Below are 24,770 nucleotides of genomic sequence, written 5' to 3'. Positions count from 1 at the left end.
CCATGCAGCCCGTAGTCTCGGTGGTCGTCCCAGTCCACAACTCTGCAGAGCACCTGTCTTCGACGCTGCAGGCAATCGGGGCCCAGAGCCTCGACTCGATCGAAATCGTTCTTGTCGACGATGGTTCCACGGACGCATCCCCGTCCATCATGGAGAACTTTGCCCGGGACGACAGCCGCGTCCGGATCATCCCCGGCCCTTGCACCGGTTCGGCTGGTGACGCCCGCAACGCTGGCCTCGCTGTGGCGAGAGGTCTCTATGTTTCGTTCCTGGACAGTGATGACCTCTTTCTTCCGAAGATGCTCGAAACGCTCGTCGAGCGCGCTGAGGTCGACCGCGCCGATGTGGTCGCATGTCGGTTTCAAACGCTCAACTCGCTGACGGGTGAGACGGAACGAGCCGATTGGATGCTGCGGGTGGACGACCTGCCGCGCTCCCTGCCGTTTGCCCCAGAAGACGCTGGCGACCGCCTCTTCTTCGCATTCAACGCATCCGCCTGGAACAAGCTCTTTCGCCGTGACTTCCTGGTGACGGCCGGCCTCCGCTTCCAATCCCTCCGGCGAACTAATGACGCCTATTTCACCTATATAGCCCTCGCCTTGGCGTGCCGCATTTCCTATGTCGACGAGGTGCTCGTCTCCTACCGCATAGAACAGTCCTCCGGGTTGCAGGCGACGGTCGACGAAGACCCTCTCGAGTTCGCAGAGGCCCTCGACGCCATTCGAGAACGCCTACTGGACGAGGGGCTGCTGCCCGTGTATCAGCGGGCCTTTGACAACCTTGTTGTATCAATGTCGTCCTCATCCTTGAGGCGTCAGCGGACTCCCTCTTCCTTTATGCAGCTCTACGCCGGGCTGCCGTCCATGTTGATGAGGCGATTCTCCATGGCCGGGCTGAGCGGGGACTACTTCCTTCGCGCCGACCTTGCGGCGGCATATGGCCGGTTCACTACCGAGTCGGCCGCAGAGTTTCTCTTCCACGAGAACCGCAGGGTCGCCGGAGAAGCCAGGACAAGTCAGCGTGAGGCGCGAGAGACCCTGCGCCTGGCCTCCCTCGGAGGCGGAGCTCACGCGGGGTCGAGTGGGGCCGAGGATTTGCCGCCCAGACCGAGCCTGCATCTGCCAGCCCAGTTCGATGTGTCCGTGATCATTCCCGTCTACAACTCGTTGGCCTTCGTACGCGAAGCAGTGACCAGTGCACTGGGCCAGTCCGGCGTCCGGATGCAGGTCATCTGCGTCGATGATGGTTCTAATGACGGATCCGGAGAGTTGCTGGACCATGTCGCCTCCGGGGATGAGCGGGTCACCGTCGTCCACCAGACCAACGCGGGCCTGTCGGCCGCCCGGAATGCCGGGCTGGCCTTGGCGACGGGACGGTACGTCTGCTTCCTGGACAGCGACGATCTCTGGCTCGATGACCAACTGGCTGAACTGCTGGGTCGGGCAGAAGCCGAGAGCCTGGACTTGCTCCTGTTCGACGGAGAATCAATCCGTGAGGAGGGTGTCGAGGACTCAGCATGGCGCCGCTACGCGACCTACTATCAGCGATCGTCGGTCTACCGGTCCGTAACCACCGGGGCAGGTATGGCCGCCTCCATGAACCAGAATTCTGACTACCGGGCCAGCGCCTGTCTGTATCTCATACGACGGGACCTGCTGGGTGATGGGGGGCTCCAGTTTGTCCGGGGGTTGATCCATGAGGATAATCTTTTCACTCTGGAGGCGCTCCTGAGTGCCACGAGGGTCGGGCACTCATCTGTCCCGTTCTATGGGCGCCGGGTGCGGCCGGAATCCATCATGACCGCAAGTAGCAGATTCGCATCTGCGCGGAGTTATTTCTACGTCTGGGTGGCAATGCTTCGGCTCCTGCGATACCGGGACTTCGGCGATGCGACCGTGAATCATGAGCTCGGGGCAATAGCGCATTCTATGTTCAGGGCGGCGCGAAATAATGCTGTATCCCTATCTGAGGAAATGATCGATAGCATCGGGGAACTCGACCCGGCCGCCGATGCACAGTCCCTGTTCGTGCTATTCCGACGCACCTGGGGCCAGGATCGAGCCAGAAAGAAGCTCGAGCGACGATTGCGCACAGCAGAGGCAGCCGGCCAAGCCGCTGCTCCAGTAATCCCGGCCCGCCGTAGTGTCCCTGCCAGGCTTGCCACGAAGTTCCGCCGCCTGGCGGCCAAACTTCGATCCTGATCCACGCGGGAACACGCTTCTGTCACGGCAGGCACTCGTTGCCGTCGTGATAGGGTGGGCAGACTAGTGGTGGCTTCGTAGGCCACGCCGTTCAGGGCTGCCACCAGGCGGCCTTGCCATAAGGAGCTTCTGTGCCGCAGCTGTCCAAGCAAGAATGGGTTCTAGCGAGCGGGTCAGCCCTGCTGAGTGCCCTCTCAATCATCTTCTGGCTCGTCGGCAGCGATAGGCTGGCCGGGCTCTTCGCCCTTGCTCTGCTGGGCATGATGGCCATCCTTCAGGTGCTTTTCGCCTCCCGGACGTGGCGTCAGGTCGTCAAGGGTGACTCCCGGCTCGGCAAGGCCTTGGCCCGCCAGGCAAAGACCGCCGGCTCCCTGGAACGTGGGGTGTCATCTCATGCCAGCGCGCAGGAGCGCGGGCTGGATGCCTTGCAGTTCTCGCAGAGCGTTGTGACGCAGGTCCTCGGGACAGTCAAGGGATCGACGGATGAGGCCCTTCGAGTTGCCAAGGCCAACGAGGCCAGCATCGGCGAACTGCAGACCGTGGTTGCTCAACTCACGCAGGAGATTGAAGCAGCCCGAGAGTCCGCCGCACAGTTCAGCGAGCGCGTCGCGAATGGACTTGTGGGTCGGCAGTGAACGCTCCTTACGAGCCGCCGCAGCACCCGAACACGCCTGAGATGGCTGAGGTCGAGTGCCGTTATGGGCGAACCATCTACTTCTCTGATCAGGATGCCCGGGGGCGGGAACTGGCACGAAGCAACGGGGTGCCCTATCCCAACTCGCTAAGACTGTGGGAGTTGGCCCTGGGCCTCGTACCCGAGTGGGATCTGGTGCTTGATATCGGATCGAACTATGGGGAGATGCTTGCTGGAATCGAGAGTGTCTCGGCGTCGCGAGTGGTCGCCTTTGAGCCTAACCCGCTCATTCTGCCCTACCTGAGCGCGACCCTTTCAAATCTTCCCTGGCCGGTCGAGCTGGCTGACGTAGCAGTCGGGAGTCAGGACGCGGAGCTGGTTCACCTCGATGTTGACGCTGAGTGGAGTGGTGTTACGCATCTAGCTCCCCCTGGCACAGATACCGGTGGGGAGCTGAACCGGGTGACCGTGAGCCAGGTGTCGCTGGACTCGTTCTGTGCTCCTTATCCTCGGTCCTTGTGTCTAAAGGTTGATGTCGAAGGCTACGAGATGCAGGTCCTGTCCGGTGGGGCAGGGTTGATCGCCAGCGCGGACTATGCCGTCGTGATGATCGAAATCCTGCACATGCCGGTGCAGGATGTTCTCGAGTTGGCTCGTAAGTACCCACTCTATCTCCTCGATATTCCAAGTCAGCAGTTGGTCCGATGGAACGGCGCGGACGGGTATCAACTGGGACGGGCGCTCCACTCTGGGCAGTTGTACCGCCAGGACGCGCTGCTTATCGCAGGCGCTCGTGGGGCAGACCTGGACGCAGACCTGCGCGAGACCACCGATACGACAGCGGCTCGGGAGGAGCGGCTTACTGCAGCCAACCGCGGGAGAGTGGCCGAGGTCGAGCGCCTTCGAGGGAAACTCGCCGAGGCTGAGGCTGCCCTTGGTGTCGCACGCGCCGAAAACGCCACCCTCGCGAGTCAACGGGATGAAGCTTTGGCGCACCTCACGGAGCTGCGTCAACAGCATGAATCCCTGGAGGCAGACCTCCGGAGGACGTTCTCGTTACGAGCGGTCCTGCCGTCCACTAATCCGGCGTTCGGCGAGATTCATGATGGTCTGATTGAGTTTGCTGAAAATCTGAGAACCAGGAGGTCATGATGCGTCGCCCGAAGGTATCGGTGCTGGTGCCAACGTTCAATGCGGTGCCCTTCCTGGAGCAGGCCCTGGACAGCTTGGCCGCTCAGACTCTTGAGGACATCGAGTTCATCTGTATCAATGATGGCTCAACCGATACCTCTCCTGAAGTGCTGGATCGCTATGCGGCTCAGGACCCTAGGTTCAAGGTCATCCATAAGAGCAACAGTGGGTACGGGGCCTCGATGAACGTGGGCCTCCGGCATGCCACGGGTGAGTACATCGGGATTCTGGAACCCGATGACTATGCTTCGCCGCTCATGTTCGAGGGGCTCTATGCAGCTTCTCTCGACGGGCGGGTCGACGTCGTTAAGGGTAACTTCAACGCGGTCACGACAGCCCCGACGGTCAAAATCAACAAGGTCGCCCTCTTCCCGGCTGACAAGGCAGGGAAGGTTCTACGGCCCGCTTCCGAGCCCTGGATTTTCCGGGCGCGGCCGGCCATCTGGGCCGGGATGTACAAGGCCAGTTTCCTGCAGGAGAATGGGATCCAGTTCCTGGAGACCCCCGGAGCCTCCTACCAGGATGCGGGTTTCAATTTCAAGGTCTGGGCCGCGGCGTCCGAAGCGGTGTTGGTGGATGACGCCTACCTCTACTACCGGACGGACAACGCGGCGTCCTCCGTGAAGGATCCGGGAAAGGTCTGGGCGGTCGCTGACGAGTACTCCAGCATCTGGGAGTTCATCAATACCCTGGAGCATCGCGAAACGATCATCCCCATCTTCCAAGGGGCCCGCTTCGAGGCCTTCCGGTGGAATCTCGAACGTCTGGCTCCGGAGATCCGGGGAGAGTTCTTTGAGTACACCGAGAAGGAGTACAACGCGGCGCAGGCGCGAGCCGAGCTTCGGCGTGAGTTCTTCAACGGCAACAACTGGCGCGCGCTGCAGGAACTGGTGAACGACTCGAGCCGGCTGAAGCTCGCTGGGTGTCTGCTCAAGTCGCACGACACCGCGCTGCCCCCAACAACGGCCCCCGGAGCTGGGGAGCCCGTAAAGGGGCTGGGAGTGCCCCTGGTGTCGCTGATCATCCCGGTGTTCAACGCGGCCAGGTTCCTGAAGGACTGCCTTGACTCAGCGCTCGGCCAGACGCATGGCAACATTGAGGTAATCTGCGTCAACGACGGCTCCACGGATCTGAGCGAAGCAATACTCGGGCACTTCGCCGCACTTGACTGCCGCGTCAAGGTCATCAACCAGCCGAATGCGGGAGCTGGGACAGCGCGGAACGTAGGCATCAGAGCTGCGCAGGGTCAGTACTTGCTCTTCCTGGACGCGGATGATGTGTTTGATCCGACCATGGTTGAGAAGGCGGTACGCACGGCAGAGGGTGCCGGGGCCGATGTCTGTGTATTCCAGGCAGACTCGTTCAATGACGGACAGCCCGGAGTTTATCGACCGATTGCCCATGGTATCCGCAGGCACCTGCTGCCCGACGCCCCAGTGTTCGGTGCGCGGCATGTTCAGAAGGATATTTTCAGCCTCTTCCAGGGATGGGCCTGGGACAAGCTGTTCAGGGCAGATTTCGTACGGCGTAACCGGCTCGAGTTCCAAGACCTGCGCACCACGAACGACCTGCGCTTCGTCATGACCGCCATCTCGGTGGCAGACAGGATCGTCATTCTCGACGAGTCGTTGATCCACCAACGGCGTGAGGTGGTTTCATCCCTCTCTCGGACGCGCGAGCGGTCCTGGAACAACTACCTGCTCGCGCTCGAAGGGCTGCGCCTGGAACTGGAGTCGCGAGAACTTTATGGGGTCTTCAAGCTCGATTTTCTGTCGTATGCGGTAGAACTCTCAATGTGGAACCTGCGGACGCTCGATCCGGCGGCCAGGACAGCTCTGCTGGTGGCGCTCAGGGACGAGTGGTGCGCCCGGTTGGGGCTCGAAGGTGTGGAGCCCGCTCGACTCCATGATCCCGGCTTGGCCCAGGCGCTCAGAGAGATGATAGGCGAGGCGCCGGCATCGACCGGAGAGGGGCCGGACGTTGGTGAACCGAAGGGGCTGACTGGCGATGCCGAGGCGGGGCCAATGCTCTCAGTGATTGTGCCTGTCTACAACATGGAAGACTACCTCCGCGAATGCCTCGAGAGTGTCCTCCAGTTTTCGGGAGTTCCTCTCGAGGTGGTGTGCGTCAATGATGGATCCACCGATTCGTCCGCTGAGATCCTCGAAGAGTACCGGCGCAGCGATTCTCGTCTCGTTGTGGTGCATCAGGCGAACAGTGGCCTGTCAGGGGCGCGTAATCGCGGTCTTGAAGTGGCGTCCGGCGAGTACGCCCTTTTTCTGGACAGCGACGACGTTCTTCGCCCTGTTGATCTGCCCGCGCTGCTGGCCTACGCGTCGGAAAATGACCTTGACATCATGGGATACGACGCCCGCTCATTCCTTGAGGGGGAGACGGTAAGCGACTCGTGGCAGATCCTTGGGAAGTACTACCAACGGTCTCGATCGTATGGCCGCATCATGCCTGGGGCGAATCTGCTCGCAGAGCAGCGAAGCCATCATGACTACCGGGTCAGCTGTTGTCTGTATCTCGCTCGGCGAAGTCTGATCGAGTCACTTGGGTTGCGGTTCCAGAAGGGAATCATTCACGAGGATAATGCTTTTACGTTCGCCCTCATGGTGGCGGCTGGGCGCGCGGCTCACGCACGGGTCGAGCTCTATGGTCGGCGGGTGCGCGCTGGGTCGATCATGACAAGTGGCGCCCATGCTGATTCGGCTCTGGGGTACCTCGGGTCAGTCCCCGCCATGCTCCAGACCCTCCTGTCGTGGGGCGGTGACGATCCGTTTGTCGCCAAGCATCTCGCCGGCGTGGTCTATCAGGTCCTGCATAACTCGCAGGACCAGTTCTCGCGGCAGGCGGCCGTATCACCCAAGAGCATTGGTGAACGTAGTGGTGAGCCTGTGCTGAGTCTCTTCGCCCGAGTTGTTCAGAACATGGGTCATGTTCATTCCCGTAAGCATTGAGAGTTAGGTTTCTGTAATGGATTTGCTGGTCGTTGGCTCAGGTCTCTTTGGGCTCACCCTTGCGGAGCGTGCGGCGGTCTCTGGGCGCAAGGTCGTCCTTATCGACCGCAGAGACCACATCGGGGGAAATGCCTACTCTTCAAGCGATCCGGAGACTGGCATCGAGATCCATCGATATGGATCCCATCTCTTCCACACCTCAAACGCCTCCGTCTGGGACTACGTCAACAAGTTCACAAGTTTCACAGACTATGAACATCGGGTGTTCTCCACGTTCCGCGGCGAAGTCTTCCCGCTTCCCATCAACCTAGGTACGATCAATCAGTTCTTCCGTTCGTCAATGGGGCCAGGTGAGGCGCGCAAGCTGATCGCCTCCCAAGCGAAAGAGTTCGAGTCTGGCACCGCTCGGAACCTGGAGGAGCGAGCGATCTCGCTCATTGGTCGGCCTCTGTATGAAGCATTCATCAGGGACTACACCGCGAAGCAATGGCAGACCTCGCCTGAGGAGCTTCCCGCGGAGATCATCAGCCGGTTGCCGGTCCGCTATAACTACGACAATCGATATTTCAACGACACGTTCGAAGGGCTGCCGACCGATGGGTACGGGGCCTGGCTCGAACGCATGGCGGATCACAAAAACATCGAGGTCCGGCTTGGCGTCGATTTCTTCGATGAGGATCAGCCCCTCAACCGCAAGGCGGTTGAGGAGGCCTTGCCGATCGTCTACACGGGGCCGCTTGACCGTTACTTCGACTACGCGGAGGGAAGGCTGAGCTGGAGGACCCTCGACTTCGAGTCCGAGGTTCTGGATGTGGGTGACTTCCAAGGTACGAGTGTCATGAACTATGCGGACATGGCCGTGCCCTACACCCGTATCCACGAGTTCCGCCACTTCCATCCGGAACGCGATTATCAGCGCGAGAAGACCTTCATCACCAGGGAATACTCCCGTTTCGCAGAAGGCGTTGACGAGCCCTATTACCCGGTGAACACCGCTCATGACCGGGAGCGACTTCTCAAGTACCGTGAGTTGGCAAACTCCGTGCCGTCCGTCTTCTTCGGTGGGCGCCTCGGGACGTATCAGTACCTTGACATGCACATGGCAATCGCCTCGGCCCTTTCGCTCTGGACCAACAAGGTCAGTGAGGTGTTCGCATGAGGGTTGTGGTCGTTGGGCTCGGATACGTCGGAATGGCGAACGCGGCAGCCCTGTCGCAGCGCCACTCCGTTGTGGCGGTGGACGTCGACCCTCGGCGGGTCGACATGGTCAACGCATACCAGTCACCGATCGTAGACGTTGAGTTGGAAGCCTACCTGGCAACCAAGCCGACCACTCTCGTGGCAACCCAGTCACTCAAGGAAGCGGTCGAGGGTGCCGACGTCATGCTGGTGGCCACTCCCACCGACTATGACCCGGAGACGAACTACTTCGACACCTCGTCGGTGGAGAGCGTTGTCGCCGAGGCGCTGGAGTCGGCACCGGGCCTGGTAGTGATCATCAAGTCGACGGTTCCAGTGGGGTTCACTGGATCGCTGGCCGAGGCTTTCCCCGGCGCATGTATCGTCTTCTCCCCCGAGTTCCTGCGGGAGGGACGTGCGTTCTACGACTGTATCCACCCCTCGCGGATCGTGGTTGGTGACCGAGGCGATGTTGGGGCGTCGGTCGGGGAGATGCTGGCGTCGGTGACCGTCGACGGGGACGCTCCGGTTCTTCAGACCGGTCCCACTGAGGCTGAGGCCATCAAGTTGTTCTCGAACACCTATCTGGCGCTTCGAGTCAGTTTCTTCAACGAACTCGACACCTTCGCTGCAACCTTCGGGCTCGACACCCGCCAGATCATCGATGGGGTCAGTCTGGATCCGCGGATCGGCAGTCACTACAACAACCCCTCGTTCGGTTACGGAGGCTACTGCCTGCCCAAGGACACCAAGCAGCTTCTGGCGAACTACTCGCGCGTCCCCCAGAACCTCATCAGTGCTGTGGTCGATGCAAATCGGACCAGGAAGGAGTTCATCGTCGACCAGATTCTGGAGCGCAAGCCGAGCGTTGTGGGAATCTTCCGGCTGGCGATGAAGTTGGGGTCCGACAACTATCGGTCGTCCTCCATCCAAGGCATTGTGAGTCGGCTCCAGGCCCGAGGCGTGCCTGTCATTCTTTATGAACCGTCGGTGGAGGAGGATGCCTTCAACGGCGTCGAAGTGGTCAACGAGCTGGCTGAGTTCAAGCGGCGAGCGGATGTCATCATCGCCAACCGGCATTCAGCCGAACTTGAGGATGTTTCCGAGCGCGTCTACTCCAGGGATGTCTTCCAGCGCGACTGATCGACACCTTTGCGATCCTCCGCATGCACGGGGCCTAGCCTCGATCTTTCGTGACGGGTCTGATCGGGGCTTGTCGGCGCCGGTGGCGTCGATGCGGCTCTGATTCTTGCAGGTGGGTGTGACAAGGCCCCGCGTGACGTCTGCGGTGCGGGGTTCCAGGCCGAGGGCTTCCAGGTTGAGCGGGACGTGTGGAGGTCTGGGGTTCAGGTCGCGGGTGCCGGTAGGCCTCTGAGGCGGCTGATGCCATTGATGATCAGCTGGGTCCAGCGGGACTGCGGTGGTGTCATAGCGTTGAAGCAACACTCCTGATCGGCGGGGGGCTGATCGATGGAGTGTGTGGATGTCGCGGGTGGGGTTGTCGTTCAGTGACAGGTCGGAGATCTCCACGGCGTCGAAGGCGGGTTGGGGTGTGCGGAAGATTGCCCGTCACCTGGGGCGTTGCCCGTCGGTGGTCTCCAGGGAGCTGCGTCGGAACGCGACGAAGACCCGCGGCTACCAGGCCGTGACCGCAGACGTGGCCGCGCAGCGTCGCCGGGCCCGTCCGCAACAGCGGAAGGTCGCGGGGGATCCGGTGCTGCAGGCGCGGGTGGATGCTGACCTGGCCGCGTCGTGGACGCCGAACGAGATCGCGGGCCGCTTGCGCCTGGAGGCGAGCGACCCGACTGTTGGCCGTATGGCGAACTCTCCCGATGCGCAGGGCCGCACCGTCTCTGGTGAAGCGATCTACCAGTACATCTACGCGATCCCGCGCGGGGAACTCGCCCGGCGGGGGATCTTCCTGCAGTCCAAGCGCACCAAGCGCAGGCCCCGCACTACGGGCCGGTCCCGGGGCGGGCCGATCATCGGGATGGTCCCGCTCTCAGAACGGGGCGAGGACGCCGCCGAGCGCCGGGTGCCAGGCCACTGGGAGGGGGACCTGATCATCGGGAAGAACGGTGCCTCCTGCGCGGCGACACTGGTGGAGCGGATGAGCGGTTTCACCGGGCTGCTGGCTCTGCCCTCCAAGCACGCCGAGGGCACAGCGGACGCGGTCATCGAGTATTTCAACGAGCTGCCCCAGATGATAACGGCGTCACTGGCGTGGGACCAGGGCAGCGAGATGGCCCACCACGCGAAGGTCACCTTGGCCACGAACATGCCGGTCTACTTCGCCGACCCCCACTCGCCCTGGCAGCGGCCCAGCAACGAGAACACCAACCGGCTCTACCGCGAGTACCTGCCCAAAGGCACGGCGATACCCGACCACCAGCCCTACCTGACCACGATCGCCGAGGAGATCAACAACCGGCCCCGCCGCCGGCTCGGCTTCCTGACACCGACCGAAGCATTCGCTCGACTACTGGCCGGCGAGCCCCATGTTGCTTCCACGCCTTGACGTCGCCGTCATCAGGGCGCGTCCTTGGGTGCGGTCGGGTTCGCGGTAGGCGGCGATCATGCGTTGGTAGATGCCCCAGGTGGCTTCGACCTCGACGTGGTCATCGTCGGCGAACAGGGCGGTGAGCCTGTCTTTCTGCTTGTCGGTGAGGAGGTCGGCGCCGGTGTGCAGGGTGCGACGCGCCGAGTAGAGCGGGTCGTGGGTGCGGCCCCGGTGTCCGTGGATGGCTTGTTGGACGCGTCGCCGGCATCGGTCGAGGGCGTCGCCGGCGAGGCGGACCACGTGGAAGGGATCCATGACGGCGGTCGCGTCGGGCAGCTCTTCGGTGGTGGCGGTCTTGAACCCGGTGAACCCGTCCATCGCGACGACCTCAACGCCGTCGCGCCATGCCTGGTCGCGTTCGGCCAGCCACTGCTTGAACGACTGCTTCGAGCGCCCCTCGACCATGTCGAGCAGCCTGGCAGGGCCGGTGCGGTCGCGGATGCCGGTCAGGTCGATGATGACGGTGACGTACTTGTCACCGCGGCGGGTGTGGCGCCACACGTGCTCATCCACGCCGATGGCCGTCACCCCCTCGAACCTGGTCGGGTCGTCGATCAGGACCCGCCTGCCTTCGGCCAGGACCGCCGTGTTGGCGGTGTTCCACGACACCCCAGCCCCTCGGCGACCCCGGCCACGGTCAAATGCTGAACCACCAGGCCCTCCAACGCCCACCGCAGCCCGCGGCGTGACAGCTTCGCCCGCGGCTCCGCAGCGCGGCTGGTGTCTTGCCGCCACACATGACCACACTCGCCGCGCGGTAGCGGCGGGTCGTGACCAGTAGCGTGGTCGGCCGCCAGCCGAACGGCTCATGCGCCAACGCCCGCGTCACGGTGTCACGCGCGGCGCCCTCGCAGCCGCAGCGTCGGCACCACTGATCCGGGTCCACGACCCGGCAGGCGAGGACCGCTCGGCCACGCTCCAGTAGTTGGCCGGTAACCTCCAGGCCGAGCTCGTCTAGCCGGCAGAACGAGGTCAGGTCAGGGCAGGCGAAGTCGCGTCCCTGATAGTGGTGTAACGCGGTTCGTGTGATCGTCCCCCCGGCATGTCGCCGGGGCGTGAGCGCGGCCACCGCGTGATCTTTCGAGTGAACCTCTCACAGCACTCTCGAAAGGAACCATCACGGTGACCGCTCCTCACATTGTCGATCCCGCGCGGCTGTTGGGCCAAGCGTTGGGTGACGCGTCGCCGGACCTGATGCGTCACCTGCTGGCGACGGTGATCAACGCCTTGTTGTCGGCGGAGGCCGACGCGGTGTGTGGTGCCGAGTGGGGCCAGCAGTCGGCGGACTGGGTGACCCAATGCAACGGCTACCGGCATCGCGAGTTGGACACCCGGGTCGGCACTGTCGACGTCGCGATCCCGAAGCTGCGTTCGGGCAGTTACTTCCCCGAGTGGTTGCTGGAGCGCCGCAAGCGGGCCGAGTCGGCGTTGATCAGCGTGGTCGCGACCTGTTACCTGCTCGGGGTGTCGACCCGCCGGATGGACAAGCTGGTCCAGACGTTGGGGATCACGAGCCTGTCGAAGTCGCAGGTCTCCTGGATGGCCGCCGACCTCGACACCCAGGTGACCTCCTTCCGGACCGGGCCACCGGCGGATGCGGGGCCGTTCACGTTCGTGGCCGCCGACGCGTTGACGATGAAGGTCCGCGAGGACGGCCGCGTGGTGAACGCTGCCGTGCTGGTCGCCACCGGGGTCAACGCCGACGGCCACCGCGAGGTCCTCGGGATCAAGGTCGCCACCAGCGAGACCCGGCAGGCGTGGAACACGTTCTTCGCTGACCTGGTCGCCCGCGGCCTACAAGGGGTGATGCTCGTCACCTCCGACGCGCACGCCGGCCTGGTCGACGCCATCGCAGCGAACCTGCCCGGCGCCACCTGGCAACGCTGCAGAACGCACTACGCCGCCAACTTGATGGACGTGTGCCCCAAGAGCGCCTGGGGGGGCCGTCAAGGCCCTGCTGCACAGCGTGTACGACCAGCCCGACGCCAAGGCCGTCCACGCCCAGTACGACAAGATGCTCGACACCCTCACCGGCAAGCTCCCCGCCGTCGTCGCCCACCTCGACGCCGCCCGCGCCGACGTCCTCGCGTTCACCAGCTTCCCGAAGGAGCTCTGGCGGCAGATCTGGTCCAACAACCCCAACGAGCGACTCAACCGCGAGATCCGCCGCCGCACCGACGTCGTCGGCATCTTCCCCGACCGCGACGCCATCGTCCGCCTCGTCGGCGCCGTCCTGGCCGAACAACACGACGAATGGGCCGAAGGCCGCCGCTACCTCGCCCTCGACGTGCTCACCCGAGCCCGCACCACCACCACCGCCCCCGCCGACCCGCAGGACGCCACCGCCACCCTGCCCGAACTGGAGCCCGCAGCATGACCCGACTCCGCGACATCTACGGACCCGGCCACACCCATCTCGACTACCAACGCGCCCTCGCCGCCGGCCACGAGACCGGCTGGTGGGACGAACACGGCGTTACCGCCCCCTGGCCCGAGGACCTCCACGAATGGCCTCCGGCCCCCGTCACCACCGACCAGCCCGACCCCATCGAAACCGACCAACCACCCTTCTGAGCACCCCACCCGAAGGATCAGCCGTTACACCACCTCCCGGGACTTGACCCTGAACGTTGCTGGCTACCTTCCTGTGAGACGGGCCGGGGAGTAGCCGGAAGCAGATCGCGATTCTGGTCGGCCAGCCGACCAGAAGCGTGATCGACCTCGAATGATGTCAGCGGCAGCGTCGGTAAACCTCGCTGCTTGTAAGCGGCTCCTCTCGCTCCGCTCGCCTCGAGAAGCGAGTGGGATTCCCTTCGCTGCGCTCAGGGCCCTTCGACGAGCTCAGGGAACCGCGGAGGCCAGGCCCTTCGACAAGCTCAGGGACCCGGGTCGCCGAGCTTGTCGAGGTGCCTCGAGCGGAGCGAGAGGAGTCGTGGAGCTAGGGGATTCCCTTCGACGAGCTCAGGGCCCTTCGACAAGCTCAGGGAACCGCGGAGGCCAGGCCCTTCGACGAGCTCAGGGCCCTTCGACAAGCTCAGGGAGCCGGGGAGGCCAGGCCCTTCGACGAGCTCAGGGAGCCGGGGGGGCCAGGCCCTTCGACGAGCTCAGGGCCCTTCGACAAGCTCAGGGAGCCGGGGAGGCCAGGCCCTTCGACAAGCTCAGGGAGCCGGGTCGCCGAGCTTGTCGAGGTGCCTCGAGCGGAGCGAGAGGAGTCGTGGAGCTAGGGGGTTCCCTTCGCTGCGCTCAGGGCCCTTCGACAAGCTCAGGGAACCGGGGACCGGTCGCCGACGTCGGGGGAGTCGAGCTGCGACTCGATCCGCTCCAGCCGGTCCTCCAGCGACGCCAGGGCGAAGAGCAGGTGCTCGTTCGTCACCGATTCACGACGGGGCGTCAGCCGGTTCACCGCGGCCGACAGCTGGGCGCTGACCCGGAAACGCTGGCGGGCGTAGCGGACGCTCATCCTGGCCGTCTTCCGCACGCCCGAGTAGCGCAGGTGGTTCACCAGCCGGATGGGCAGCGCGTAGCGACGGTCCTCCTCGGTGCGCAGTACCTCCGCGAAGCGGGCGAAGTTGTGCCGGGCCAGCGCGATCGACAGGTTCCGCGTCCGGCGACCCTTCCGGCCCTCGGCCAGCGCCTGGAGGACCTCGGCCTCCGAGTACCGGTCGAACACCGCGACCACCGCGTCGTACAGCTCCCGGTGAAGCTTCCGCGGCGCCTTCCGGCTGATCCACTCCAGCTGCGAGATGGCCCAGCCCAGCAGCGACGGCGCGAACTCGTCGCGGCGGTCCTGCTCCTCGAGGAACGCGTGGATCGTGGCGTGGTGTTCGAAGATCCGCAGCAGCCGCTCGTCGGCCGTCGCCATCGTCTGCCCGGCGCGGGCGACGCGGTGGAGGCACAGCACCTCGCGTACGAGCGAGATCGAGTCGGCCTGCAGCAGCACGAACCAGTGGAAGGGGTTGTCCTCGAAGAAGTAGTCACCGACGGGGAACCGGATGGCGTGCTCCTCGAGAAGCTGGCGTCGGTAGAGCTTGCGCCACGGCACGGCCACGAACCGCAGCAGCGTGTGCCGGAGGTCGTCGTCCAGCTCGTAGCTGTCCTTCGACAGCTCTGCCCAGCGGTGCTCGTCCGCCGGTGGATCAAGCTCGAGCGCGGGGGAAGCGCCAGCCCCGGGCGGGCTGGCGGCACCGGCCACGACACCGTCGAGCGGCCACATCGCGCCTCCGGAAGCGTCGGAGAAGAGCCGGTAGTTGCACATCACCAGGTCGGAGTTGTTCTCCACCGCCGCGCCGACGAGCTTCTCGAACATGTCGGGCGCGTAGAGGTCATCGCCGTCGGCGAAACCGACGTAGGTGCCGGTCGCGACGTCGAGCCCCGCGTTGGCCGCCGTCGCGACCCCGCCCGGGCTGCGGACGCCGCGGATGACGGGCACTATCCGCGGGTCGCGGGCCGCGTACTCGCGGATGATGTCGGGGCTGGCGTCCGATGAGCCGTCGTCGACGACGATGATCTCGATATCGCGCAGACTCTGGGCGAGGATCGAGTCGAGGCTGGTGCGCAGGTAGTCCTGGATGTTGTAGCTGGTGACGATCACCGAGAGCAGGGGCATGGCGGTCATCCGATCGCTCGACGGGTCATGCGCGTCGCGAGCGCCGGGTTGCAGCGGGTCAGCTTGCCGAATTCCGGGATGCTGATCCGCAGGAGATGCCGGCGGGTCCGCAGCGCGAACTCCTCCTGCACATCGGGCGAGACCCGCTCGCCGGCCCAGCTGATGATGTTCATCGTCGTGCTCCAGTAGTGGTGCGAGTAGCGCCGCAGCCGCGACGGGTGGGCGCGCAGCAGGTCGTAGGTCTCGTCGAGGGCGTCGAGAAGCGACAGCCGGTCGCGGCTGCTGCGGTTGGTGAGGTTGGTGCCGCCCGGCAGCACGCTGTGGGTGCAGAGGACCTCGTTGAGCAGCAGGATCTGGTCGGCGAACAGCAGCGAGTACCAGTGCCCGAGGATGTCGTTGTTCACCATCGTCGACCCGTACCTGAGGCCCGCCCGGCGGTACGTCGACGTCCTCAGCACCCGGTTCCACGGGTAGTTCGTAAGTCCCAGCAGCTCCGGCGCCTGATCCAACCGCAGCCTCCGCGAGTGTCGGGTGCCGACGAGGCTGGACCACAGGGCCTCGTCGCCGTTGGTCATCGCCTGGTCCTGGTCGTCGTGCGCCCTGCGGTAGCGGTACTTCAGCACCGCGACGTCCTGCCCACCGCGCTCGAGCGCCCGCACCGCGGTGACAAGGGCCTCGGGGTGGAAGACGTCGTCGTCGTCGAAGAAGAGCGTGAACCGACCCTCGGCCTCGGCGAACCCCGTGTTGCGGGCGATCCCGGCCCCACGGTTGGTCTCGTGCCGCAGCAGCGCCACGCGCGGGTCCCGCTCGGCGTAGCCCCCGACAATCTCGCCGGTGGCGTCGGAGGAGCAGTCGTCGACGACGATCACCTGGATCGCGAGTTCGGGGGTGCTGAGGACGGAGTCCAGCAGCTCGCCGATGGTCTCCTCGGCGTTGTGCGCCGGAATGATCACGGTCACGTCGACAGGATTCATCGGATTCTGCGTTCTTCCCGCGCTGGGCCGGAATCTTTCGGTGGTGTGCATGGCGCTCATCACCCTAGAAAGCAGACAAGGCGTATTCCCGCCCCTTGGGTGAACGGGACGGGAATACGCCGTGAACTGTCAGCGGTCAGCAGGCGCGGGCACTCGTCCTTCCGCCGCCGGGCCTGTGCGGTTTGCCCTTGTCCTTCGACGGCCCCTTCCCGTCATGCTTGCCGGGCTTGCCCGGCTTCGACGGGGTGGGCTTGTGCGGCTTGCCCGGCTTGTGGGGCTTGCCCGGCTTGTGGGGCTTGCCCGGCTTATGGGGCTTTCCGGGTTTGTGCGGCTTGGTCGGCTTGTCCTTCGGCACCGCGGTGACGGTGACCGGCACCGACACCGTCGTCCCCGACGGCTCGACGGTGAACGTCAGGGTCCGCGCTCCGGACGCCTTCACGGTCCCCTTGGGGATGGTCACCGACACCGTCGACGCCCCGGCCGTCACGGTCCCGGTTCCGACGACGACGTCGCCGAGCTTCGCCGTCACCTCCGTGTTGGGCAGCCGCGGGCTGACCCGGGCCCCCGTGGCGTCGAGCAGCATGTCGAGGGTGTCGGGTGCCAGCGCACCCGAGATGGGCTGGCCCAGCGTGAAGCTCGACGCGGTGCCCTCGGTCAGGGCCGTGGCGCCGGTGACGGACACGCCGCGCTTGGTGTAGTCCGGGCTGAGCGCGCCCGACTCCCGGATCCAGCCGACCCACGTCTCCAGGTCGACGCGGCCCGTGTCCGCTGTGTCCGTGCCGTTGCCCAGCTCCCAGAAGTTGTCGCCGCCGGCGATCAGGAACGACCCCGATCCGACGGTGTACGTGCCGGCCGGGTCGATGGGCTCGCCGCCCACCGTGATGGAGGTGATCCGGTCGCCCCACTCGCGTGACTCGTCGAATGTGTAGGTGACGTTCTCAGAGATGCCGAGCGCGAGGTACAGGCGCGTGATCGTCGGGTCGAGGGACCCGTCGGCCTTGCGCTGCCACTGCTGCTCGAGGACCTTCTTGAACTGCGCGCCGGTGACCTTGGTCGTCATCAGCGTGTTGGCGAACGGCAGGACCTCCGCCGCCTCCTTGTACGTGATGTCACCGGCGTCGAAGCTCGCCCGCGTGCCGCCGGGGTTCTGAAGGCCGATGAAGTTCTCGTCTCCGTTGCTCAGGGTCTCGTAGAACATCTGCGCGACGAGGTTACTGAGCGGGGACTCGACGTTGCGTGTGCCCGTGCCGCCGTTCGCCGGCGTGGAGATGGCCGCGTCGGCCTCGCCGACGACCTCGGCGCCCAGCTCGTCGGCGATGGCCTTGGCGTCGGTCACGATCTGGTTGATCTCCTGGATGGCGGGGGTGGTGCCGACGTGCGCCGAGTCGATCGTGACGACCTTAGGGTCGCCCGCGATGCCGCAGTACCCACCGTCGGCGCCGATTCCCAGCTCGATCTTCGACAGCGCCTTGGCGTACTCCCACGCCTGCAGGATCGGGGCCCCGTTCGCGGTGGTCCAGGCGTAGTCCTGGTGCGTGTGGCCGCCCAGGATGAGGTCGACGTCGGGGGAGACATCCTCCGCGATCTCCCGGAACGCCTCGGACGCCGAGGCGTTGGCCTCGATGGTCGAGCTGCCGTCGAGCGCGCCCTCGTGGAGGCTCGCGACGATCACGTCGACGTTCGGGTCCTCGGCCAGCTCGTCGGCGACGCGGTTGACCGCCTCGACGGGGTCCCCGATCGTCAGGTCCGCGATGCCGGCGGGGGAGACGAGCGTGGGCAGGGCCGCGGTGACCACACCGACGACGGCGATGTTCAGCCCGCCGGCCTCGACGATCGTGTACTCCTGCAGGCCGGCGGCCACGTCCTCGGTGCCCGCGTCGTACACGTTCGCGGCCAGGTAGGGGATGTCGGTGTCATGGGGGATGACGCGGTCGCGGAGGTCGCTCCATCCCTTGTCGAACTCGTGGTTTCCGGCCGTGACCGAGTCGACGCCGATGGCGGACAGGATGTCGAGGGTCGGCTCGTCGTCCAGGATCCCGGAGACGAAGGTGGAGCCCCCGATGTTGTCGCCCTGGCTGAGCAGGACGACGTTGTCGTCGCCCTTGGCCGCACGCTCCTCCTCGACGGGGGTGAAGAGTGCGGCGGCGCCTTCGATGCGCCCGTGGAAGTCGTTGAAGCCGAAGAGGCTCACGGTGCTGGCGGGGTCGGTGCATACCTGGCCGGCGGCGGCGCTGGCCGGTGCCGCGCTGGTGAGGGCGATGCCGCCGGCGACCAGCGCCGTCGCGGCGAAGCCCGCCGTCAGGCGTCTCGGATGTGAACTCATGGGGTCTCCCTGTGCTGTCGACAACGGTGAGGGCCCGTGGGCCACGCTCACTCTTTCAATGGGGAGGGTCACGCCCGGCGGACTGCTTGCGGTGTTTGTCGGCTTCCCACAAATGGCGGGGCCGAGGTGTGGACCGCGAGGACTCAGAACCGCGGAGGGTAGAGGCTACGCTGGCGTAAGTTACGGTTTCGTAGGTTAGGAAGGGGGCCACGTGCGCGGTCAGAGTGTCGAGATGGTCCAGCTGCTCACGCCCGACGGCGAGCGCGTCGCCAACGACGACTTCGAGTTCACGGGAAGCGCCGACGACCTCGCCGGCTATCTTCGCGACATGATCCTGGCAAGGCGCTTCGACGCCGAGGCAACGGCGCTGCAGAGGCATGGCGAGTTGGGGCTGTGGACCCCGCTGATCGGTCAGGAGGCGGCCCAGGTCGGCTCGGCCCACGCCCTGCGCGCCGCCGACGTCTGCTTCCCCTCCTACCGGGAACATGCCGTCGCGATGGTGCTCGGCGTGCCGCTGTCCAACCTTCTCGGGCTGTTCCGGGGCACCGACGGCGGCCACTGGGAGCTGTTGGAGAAGTTCAAGAACTACCAGATCGTCATCGGCTGCCAGGCGCTGCACGCCACCGGCTACGCCATGGGGATCCAGCTCGACGGTGCTGTCGGCAACGACGACTCGGGCCAGAACGCGGCGGCGATCGTCTACCACGGCGACGGCGCGGCGAGTCAGGGCGACGTCAACGAGGCGTACGTGTTCGCCGCCTCGTACAACGCCCCCGTCGTGTTCTTCTGCCAGAACAACCAGTGGGCCATTTCGGAGCCGATCGCGCTGCAGTCGCGCATCCCCCTGTTCCAGCGCGCCCAGGGCTTCGGCTTCCCGGGCATCCAGGTCGACGGCAACGATGTACTGGCCGTCAAGGCCGTCACCGACTGGGCCATGGAGCGCGCCCGTCATGGCGACGGGCCGACGTTCATCGAGGCCTACACCTACCGGATGGGCGCCCACACGACCTCGGACGACCCGACCAAGTACCGCGAGTCCTCCGACGAGGAGGCCTGGCGCGGCCGCGACCCGATCCTGCGACTCACCACCTACCTCCGCAACCTCGGGGCGGTCGACGACGCATGGCTGGCCGCCGTCGAGGATGAGGCGAAGTCGCTGGGCGCCGACGTGCGAGCCACGATCGCGGAACTGAAGGACGTCACCATGGACGAACTGTTCGAGACGGTCTACGCCGAACCCACCGTCGCGCTGGAGTCGCAGCGCCGCGAGTACGCCGCCTACCTCGCAGGGGAGGACGCATGAACGAGAAGCTGACCATGGCGAAGGCCCTCAACCGGGGGCTGCGCCGCGCGCTGCAGGCCGACCCGAAGGTGCTGCTCGCGGGCGAGGACATCGGCAAGCTCGGCGGGGTGTTCCGCATCACCGAGGGACTGCAGGCCGAGTTTGGCGAGAATCGCGTCGTCGACTCGCCGCTGGCGGAGTCGGGCATCATCGGCACCGCCGTCGGCCTGTGCATGCGCGGCTACCGCCCCGTCGTCGAGATCCAGTTCGACGGGTTCGTGTTCCCCGGCTTCGCGCAGATCGTGTCGCAGGTGGCCAAGATGCACATGCGCACCGGGGGTCGGCAGAAGATGCCGATGGTGATCCGGATCCCGTTCGGCGGCGGCATCGGCGCCGTCGAGCACCACTCCGAGTCACCCGAGGCGTACTTCGCGCACACGCCCGGGCTGAAGGTCGTCAGCTGCGCCAACCCGAACGACGCCTACTGGATGATCCAGCAGGCCATCGGCTCCGACGACCCTGTCGTCTTCCTCGAGCCCAAACGCCGCTACCAGCAGAAGGGCGAGGTCAACTTCACCGACCGCCCCGCGCCCATGCACCAGGCATCGATAGTGCGCCACGGCAAGGACGCGACGCTGCTCGCCTACGGGCCCATGGTCAAGACCTGCCTCGACGCGGCCGCCGTCGCCGCGGAGGAGGGCACCGACCTGGAGGTCGTCGACCTGCGCACGATCAGCCCCGTCGACTGGGTGACGGTCATGTCGTCGGTGCGGCGCACCCGTCGCGCGATCGTCGTCCACGAGGCTCCGCTGACGCTGGGGCTTGGCGCCGAGATCGCCGCCAAGCTGACCGAGGAGCTGTTCTACGTGATGGAGTCGCCGGTTCTGCGCGTGGCAGGCTTCGACATGCCCTACCCGCCCGCGCGCGTCGAGTCGGAGTACCTGCCGAGCATCGACCGCATCCTCGACACCGTCGACACGTCCCTGGCCTACTGAGAGGACCGAACATGAAGAGGCATTTCCTTCTGCCCGATCCCGGTGAAGGCCTGCTCGAGGCCGAGATCGTCGCGTGGCGGGTCGCCGAGGGCGACGTGATCGAGATCAACGACGTGCTGGTGGAGATCGAGACGGCCAAGTCGCTCGTCGAGCTGCCCAGCCCGTACGCCGGAACCGTCACCGGCCTGCTCGTCTCCGAGGGCAGCACCGTCGAGGTCGGCACGCCGATCGTCGAGATCGAGGACGGCCAGGGCGAGGCGGCCGTCGCGGAGCCTGACGAGGAGGGGTCCGCTCCGAACCTCGTGGGTTACGGGGCCAGCGAGGAGCCGAGCCGGCGTCGTCGACGCGGCCGCCCGGAGGCCCGCGAGGCCGCCGCTTCCGACGCGCTGTCGACGGCCTACTCGCAGCACGAGCCCGGTCGTCGCACGGACGAGGTCCAGCCCGCCGCCGCCGTCGAGGCCGAGCCGGAGGGTGACCCGCTGCCGTCGACGGGCGAGGCGCCGAGGGAGTCCACGCTCGTGCTCGCCTCCGACGCCGATGCGGTGCGCGCCAAGCCGCCGGTCAGGCAGTACGCCAAGGACCTGGGGGTTGACCTCCGTGGGGTCGTCGGCACCGGGATCGGCGGGACCATCACGCGCCGCGACGTCGAGGCAGCCGCCGCATTCCTCCACCTGGATGAGCAGCCCAAGCAGGGTCGGATCCTCAACGACAACGCGTTCTTCCAGTCGTCGGCCAGCGAGCCGGGCACCCATGCGGGTCACCCCTACCAGGGCTCCAGCTTCGGCGGAGGGTTCGGGCCGACGGAGGGGCTGGGCGCCTACGACCCGTTCCAGGGCCGCGCCGAGCGTCGCGTCCCGATCAAGGGTGTGCGCAAGGTGACGGCCGAGAACATGGTCCGCTCCGTCAACACGCACGTGCACGTGACCGAGTGGGTCACCGTCGACGTCACGGGGACGATGGAGTTCGTCGAGACGCTTAAGTCGCGTCGGGAGTTCACCGGCCTGCGCATCTCGCCGCTGCTCGTCTACGCGAAGGCCGTGTGCCTCGCGCTGGGCCGCAACCCCGACCTCAACACGTCGTGGGACGAGGAGAACCAGGAGATCGTCTACTACGCGGACGTGAACCTCGGCATCGCCGCGGCCACCCCGCGCGGACTGATGGTGCCCAACATCAAGGGTGCGCAGCGGCTGAGCCTTCTGCAGCTGTGCCAGGCGATCAACCAGCTGGTCCAGGTCTCCCGTGAGGGGAAGCTGCAGCCCGCCGACTACGCGGGCGGCACTTTCACCGTCACCAACGTCGGCGTGTTCGGCATCGACGCGGGCACGCCGATCATCAACGGCAACGAGTCGGCGATCTTCTGCATGGGCTCGATCGAGCGTCGGCCGTGGGTCGTCGGGACGGGCGCCGACGAGCGCGTCGAACCCCGCTGGGTGACGACGCTGGCCATCTCGTTCGACCACCGCATCGTCGACGGCGAACAGGGGTCCAGCTTCCTGCATGACATCGCGGAGATCCTCGCCGAGCCGGCCCTGGCGCTGCTCTTCTAGGAGGCTGCGGTCGGCTCCCTGAGCCTGGCCGGTTCCTGAGCTCAACTCGGTTCCCTGAGCTCAGCCCGGTTCCCTGAGCTTGTCGAAGGGCGCCGAGCGGAGCGAGGCGTGATCAGGTTGGGCCCTTCGCTTCGCTCAGGGCGTTTCGACAGGCTCAACGACCCGGTTCCCTGAGCTCAACCCGGTTCCCTGAGCTTGTCGAAGGGCGCCGAGCGGAGCGAGGCGGTGGTCGAGAGGCGGTGGTCAAGGGGTCCCCTTCGCTTCGCTCAGGGCGTTTCGACAGGCTCAACGACCCGGTTCCCTGAGCTCAACCCGGTTCCCTGAGCTCAACCCGGTTCCCTGAGCTCAACCCGGTTCCCTGAGCTTGTCGAAGGGCGCCGAGCGGAGCGAGGCGGTGGTCAAGAGGCGGTGGTCAAGGGGTCCCCTTCGCTTCGCTCAGGGCGTTTCGACAGGCTCAACGACCCGGTTCCCTGAGCTTGTCGAAGGGCGCCGAGCGGAGCGAGGCGGTGGGTTGGACCGACGGCGTGAGGCGCAGGTGAAGCAGCGGGTAGGGGCGCCCCTCGTCGTCGCTCTCTCGGCCGACGACGGCAAATCCCGGCGGGTGTAGAAGCGGACGGCCGACGCATTCTGCTCGTTGACATCGACCTCGGTGACGCCGAGCACCCCGACCGCGTGGTCCAGGAGGGCTGAACCGACAGGGCTACCGCGCTGGGCTGCATCGACGAACAGCATCTCCAGCCTGGCGCCGATCACCCCGGCGAAACCGATGGGAGGACCGTCGCGTTCGGAGACCCACAGATTGACGGCAGGGAAGTAGACGGAGGCGAGCCTAGCCTCGATATCTTCGCGGTCGCTCACCGAGATGAAGTCGTGCGTGGCGTCGACTGCTCCGCGCCAGATCGCGACGAGTTCCGGGTACTCGTCGGACCCGGCCGCGCGGAGGATGGCCAGTTCGGACATGCGTAATTCCCAGTGACAGAGGCACCCGCGGACTCGCCCGCAGGCGGCCGGCGGTGCGGGGGACCGAGGGGGATGTCAGGCCGGACACGAGGCGCGGGACGCCAGAGCGGATCCCCGGCCTGGGACGGTTGCCGTCGGGTCGACGTCAACCAGCCCGGGCGTGGGACCGTCCGGTCAGGCGGCGGGCGGCTCCTCATCGGTCGTGTCCTTGACCTTGCCGTCTCGGGCGAGCATCCGCGTGGCGGCCACGCCGATCTCGACGAGCACGCGCAGCACCAGCAGCTTGAACAGAACCCCGGCCAGCCCGCCGATCAGCGACTGGAGGATGGCCCAGCCGGAGGGTGCGATGAAGTCGTTGCCGCTGGCCAGGACGGCGATGAAACCGAACAGCCACTCGACGACCAGCGCGATCGCGCCCAGCATGAAGATGAGTCCGGCGGCGTCGGGCAGGGAGAGCTTACGGACGCTGAGGTCGAACGGGCTGGGCTTCGGCTCGACGGGGGTGGCGGGCTGGACCTGCGGGCCCTGGCCCTGTCCCCAACCCTGCTGGCCCCACTGCTGGCCGGCTTGCTGCGGCTGCTGGGCCTGGTCCCATCCCTGGCCGGTGGGCTGCTGGCTCTGGTCCCAGGTCTGCTGGGGCTGCTGGCCCCACTGCTGTCCGCCCTGCGTCTGCCCCCAGTCCTGGGCGGGCTGCTGGGGCTGGCTCCAGTCCTGGGCGGGCTGCTGGGGCTGGCTCCAGTCCTGGGATGGCTGCTGGGACTGGCTCCAGTCCTGGGCAGGCTGCTGGGGCTGTCCCCAGCTCTGGGAGGGAGCCGAGCCCCACTCCTGTGCCGATGTTCCGGAGGCCGGAGGCTGGCCCCAGGAGGTGGCCGCCGGCGGCTCCTGCGCGGGCTGGCCGGATCCCTGGGCGGCCCACTCCTGTGCCGACTGGCTGGTGCCCTGGGCTGGCTGCGACCACTCCTGTGCCGATGTTCCGGAGGCCGGAGGCTGGCCCCAGGAGGTGCCCGCCGGCGGCTCCTGCGCGGACTGTGCTGACGACGGCTTGGCCCATTCCTGCGCGGACTCGGCGGAGGAAGGCTTGGCCCACTCGTTCGAGCCCTGGCCGTTGTTCCACTGTTGGTTCGACATGGGGTCGAGTCTGCCACGCTCCGACGTCCACAGCTGCCCGGTTCCTGGGTGCGTGCACAACGATGCCTATACCCGGAGCGCTGCAACATAGGCTCAGCGCTCCCGGTATACGCATCGTTGTGCCCAGTCCCTGAGGCAGCCCGGTTCCCTGAGGCAGCCCGGTTCCCTGAGCTCGTCGAAGGGCGCCGAGCGGAGCGAGGCGGAGTCCACGCGCAGTCGGCTGGGGC

At 66.0% G+C, this 24,770-nt stretch carries 16 protein-coding genes and 2 pseudogenes; 12 read left to right on the top strand and 6 right to left on the bottom strand.

Annotation, left to right across the window (positions count from 1 at the left end; all coding sequences use genetic code 11):
• The first annotated feature begins 2 nt into the window (after positions 1–2).
• The 7 genes from QH948_RS13110 to QH948_RS13080 all read left to right on the top strand — a co-directional run bounded on the left by QH948_RS13110 (position 3) and on the right by QH948_RS13080 (position 10,686).
• Positions 3–2,201, top strand: a complete 2,199-nt coding sequence (locus tag QH948_RS13110) for a glycosyltransferase (protein ID WP_281144780.1) — start codon at positions 3–5, stop codon at positions 2,199–2,201.
• A 131-nt stretch (positions 2,202–2,332) separates the two neighbouring features.
• A complete protein-coding gene (locus QH948_RS13105; RefSeq protein WP_281144779.1) occupies positions 2,333–2,836 on the top strand; it encodes a hypothetical protein in 504 nt (167 codons plus the stop codon).
• Positions 2,837–2,877: 41 nt separating this feature from the next.
• Entirely contained in the window at positions 2,878–3,987 is a 1,110-nt protein-coding gene (locus QH948_RS13100; protein WP_281144778.1) for an FkbM family methyltransferase, read from the top strand.
• Positions 3,984–6,989: a glycosyltransferase gene (locus tag QH948_RS13095; protein WP_281144777.1), complete on the top strand. Its 3,006-nt coding sequence runs from the start codon at positions 3,984–3,986 to the stop codon at positions 6,987–6,989. Before QH948_RS13100 ends, QH948_RS13095 begins: the two co-directional genes overlap by 4 nt.
• Positions 6,990–7,005: 16 nt before the next feature.
• The gene (glf, locus tag QH948_RS13090) at positions 7,006–8,148 is read left to right on the top strand and encodes a UDP-galactopyranose mutase (protein ID WP_281144776.1); all 1,143 of its coding nucleotides are present in this window, start codon (positions 7,006–7,008) and stop codon (positions 8,146–8,148) included.
• Positions 8,149–8,180: 32 nt separating this feature from the next.
• Positions 8,181–9,311: a nucleotide sugar dehydrogenase gene (locus QH948_RS13085; protein WP_281146208.1), complete on the top strand. Its 1,131-nt coding sequence runs from the start codon at positions 8,181–8,183 to the stop codon at positions 9,309–9,311.
• Positions 9,312–9,720: 409 nt separating this feature from the next.
• Entirely contained in the window at positions 9,721–10,686 is a 966-nt protein-coding gene (locus tag QH948_RS13080; RefSeq protein ID WP_281144775.1) for an IS30 family transposase, read from the top strand.
• Positions 10,687–10,695: 9 nt separating this feature from the next.
• Here the strand turns inward: QH948_RS13080 and QH948_RS13075 are convergent.
• A pseudogene (locus tag QH948_RS13075) lies at positions 10,696–11,758 on the bottom strand (ISL3 family transposase); the annotation flags it as partial.
• A gap of 92 nt (positions 11,759–11,850) precedes the next feature.
• On the opposite strand from QH948_RS13075, the pseudogene QH948_RS13070 reads away from it, so the two are divergent.
• Together QH948_RS13070 and QH948_RS13065 are read left to right on the top strand one after the other, a co-directional pair.
• A pseudogene (locus QH948_RS13070) lies at positions 11,851–13,105 on the top strand (IS256 family transposase).
• Complete coding sequence (locus QH948_RS13065) at positions 13,102–13,302, top strand: hypothetical protein (RefSeq protein ID WP_281144774.1); 201 nt, start codon at positions 13,102–13,104, stop codon at positions 13,300–13,302. The pseudogene QH948_RS13070 and the gene QH948_RS13065 overlap by 4 nt, the downstream one beginning before the upstream one ends.
• A 688-nt stretch (positions 13,303–13,990) precedes the next feature.
• Here the strand turns inward: QH948_RS13065 and QH948_RS13060 are convergent.
• From QH948_RS13060 to QH948_RS13050, 3 genes are all read right to left on the bottom strand, one after another.
• A complete protein-coding gene (locus QH948_RS13060) occupies positions 13,991–15,334 on the bottom strand; it encodes a glycosyltransferase (protein ID WP_281144773.1) in 1,344 nt (447 codons plus the stop codon).
• Between the two features lie 5 nt (positions 15,335–15,339).
• Positions 15,340–16,293 (bottom strand): glycosyltransferase, encoded by a 954-nt coding sequence (locus QH948_RS13055; RefSeq protein ID WP_281144772.1) that lies wholly within the window; start codon positions 16,291–16,293, stop codon positions 15,340–15,342.
• 151 nt (positions 16,294–16,444) lie between these two features.
• Positions 16,445–18,631 carry a 5'-nucleotidase C-terminal domain-containing protein gene (locus QH948_RS13050; protein WP_281144771.1) on the bottom strand — a complete coding sequence of 729 codons (2,187 nt, stop codon included), beginning with the start codon at positions 18,629–18,631 and terminating at the stop codon, positions 16,445–16,447.
• Positions 18,632–18,842: 211 nt separating this feature from the next.
• Here QH948_RS13050 and pdhA point away from each other — a divergent pair, with 211 nt between their 5' ends.
• The 3 genes from pdhA to QH948_RS13035 are packed head-to-tail and all read left to right on the top strand — an operon-like array spanning position 18,843 to position 22,455.
• Positions 18,843–19,934: a pyruvate dehydrogenase (acetyl-transferring) E1 component subunit alpha gene (gene pdhA / locus QH948_RS13045; protein ID WP_348634930.1), complete on the top strand. Its 1,092-nt coding sequence runs from the start codon at positions 18,843–18,845 to the stop codon at positions 19,932–19,934.
• Positions 19,931–20,908 carry an alpha-ketoacid dehydrogenase subunit beta gene (locus QH948_RS13040; RefSeq protein WP_281144770.1) on the top strand — a complete coding sequence of 326 codons (978 nt, stop codon included), beginning with the start codon at positions 19,931–19,933 and terminating at the stop codon, positions 20,906–20,908. Before pdhA ends, QH948_RS13040 begins: the two co-directional genes overlap by 4 nt.
• A 29-nt stretch (positions 20,909–20,937) precedes the next feature.
• Positions 20,938–22,455: a dihydrolipoamide acetyltransferase family protein gene (locus QH948_RS13035; protein WP_281146206.1), complete on the top strand. Its 1,518-nt coding sequence runs from the start codon at positions 20,938–20,940 to the stop codon at positions 22,453–22,455.
• A gap of 435 nt (positions 22,456–22,890) precedes the next feature.
• On the opposite strand, the gene QH948_RS13030 is transcribed toward QH948_RS13035, so the two are convergent.
• Both QH948_RS13030 and QH948_RS13025 read right to left on the bottom strand, forming a co-directional pair.
• Positions 22,891–23,415, bottom strand: a complete 525-nt coding sequence (locus QH948_RS13030) for a GNAT family N-acetyltransferase (RefSeq protein ID WP_281144769.1) — start codon at positions 23,413–23,415, stop codon at positions 22,891–22,893.
• 174 nt (positions 23,416–23,589) lie between these two features.
• Positions 23,590–24,543, bottom strand: coding sequence for a hypothetical protein (locus QH948_RS13025; RefSeq protein WP_281144768.1), 954 nt, complete (start codon positions 24,541–24,543; stop codon positions 23,590–23,592).
• Positions 24,544–24,770: the final 227 nt, after the last annotated feature.

Source organism: Tessaracoccus lacteus (genome assembly GCF_029917005.1).
Lineage (GTDB): Bacteria > Actinomycetota > Actinomycetes > Propionibacteriales > Propionibacteriaceae > Arachnia > Arachnia lactea.
This window is presented reverse-complemented; position numbering and strand designations above follow the sequence as displayed.

Coding starts and splice junctions, on each gene's coding strand:
- QH948_RS13085 (WP_281146208.1), top strand. CDS start 8,181: ATGGCGAACGCGGCAGCCCTGTCGCAGCGCCACTCCGTTGTGGCGGTG.
- QH948_RS13065 (WP_281144774.1), top strand. CDS start 13,102: ATGACCCGACTCCGCGACATCTACGGACCCGGCCACACCCATCTCGAC.
- QH948_RS13050 (WP_281144771.1), bottom strand. CDS start 18,631: ATGAGTTCACATCCGAGACGCCTGACGGCGGGCTTCGCCGCGACGGCG.
- QH948_RS13040 (WP_281144770.1), top strand. CDS start 19,931: ATGAACGAGAAGCTGACCATGGCGAAGGCCCTCAACCGGGGGCTGCGC.
- QH948_RS13110 (WP_281144780.1), top strand. CDS start 3: ATGCAGCCCGTAGTCTCGGTGGTCGTCCCAGTCCACAACTCTGCAGAG.
- QH948_RS13095 (WP_281144777.1), top strand. CDS start 3,984: ATGATGCGTCGCCCGAAGGTATCGGTGCTGGTGCCAACGTTCAATGCG.
- QH948_RS13100 (WP_281144778.1), top strand. CDS start 2,878: ATGGCTGAGGTCGAGTGCCGTTATGGGCGAACCATCTACTTCTCTGAT.
- glf (WP_281144776.1), top strand. CDS start 7,006: ATGGATTTGCTGGTCGTTGGCTCAGGTCTCTTTGGGCTCACCCTTGCG.
- QH948_RS13060 (WP_281144773.1), bottom strand. CDS start 15,334: ATGCCCCTGCTCTCGGTGATCGTCACCAGCTACAACATCCAGGACTAC.
- QH948_RS13025 (WP_281144768.1), bottom strand. CDS start 24,543: ATGTCGAACCAACAGTGGAACAACGGCCAGGGCTCGAACGAGTGGGCC.
- QH948_RS13030 (WP_281144769.1), bottom strand. CDS start 23,415: ATGTCCGAACTGGCCATCCTCCGCGCGGCCGGGTCCGACGAGTACCCG.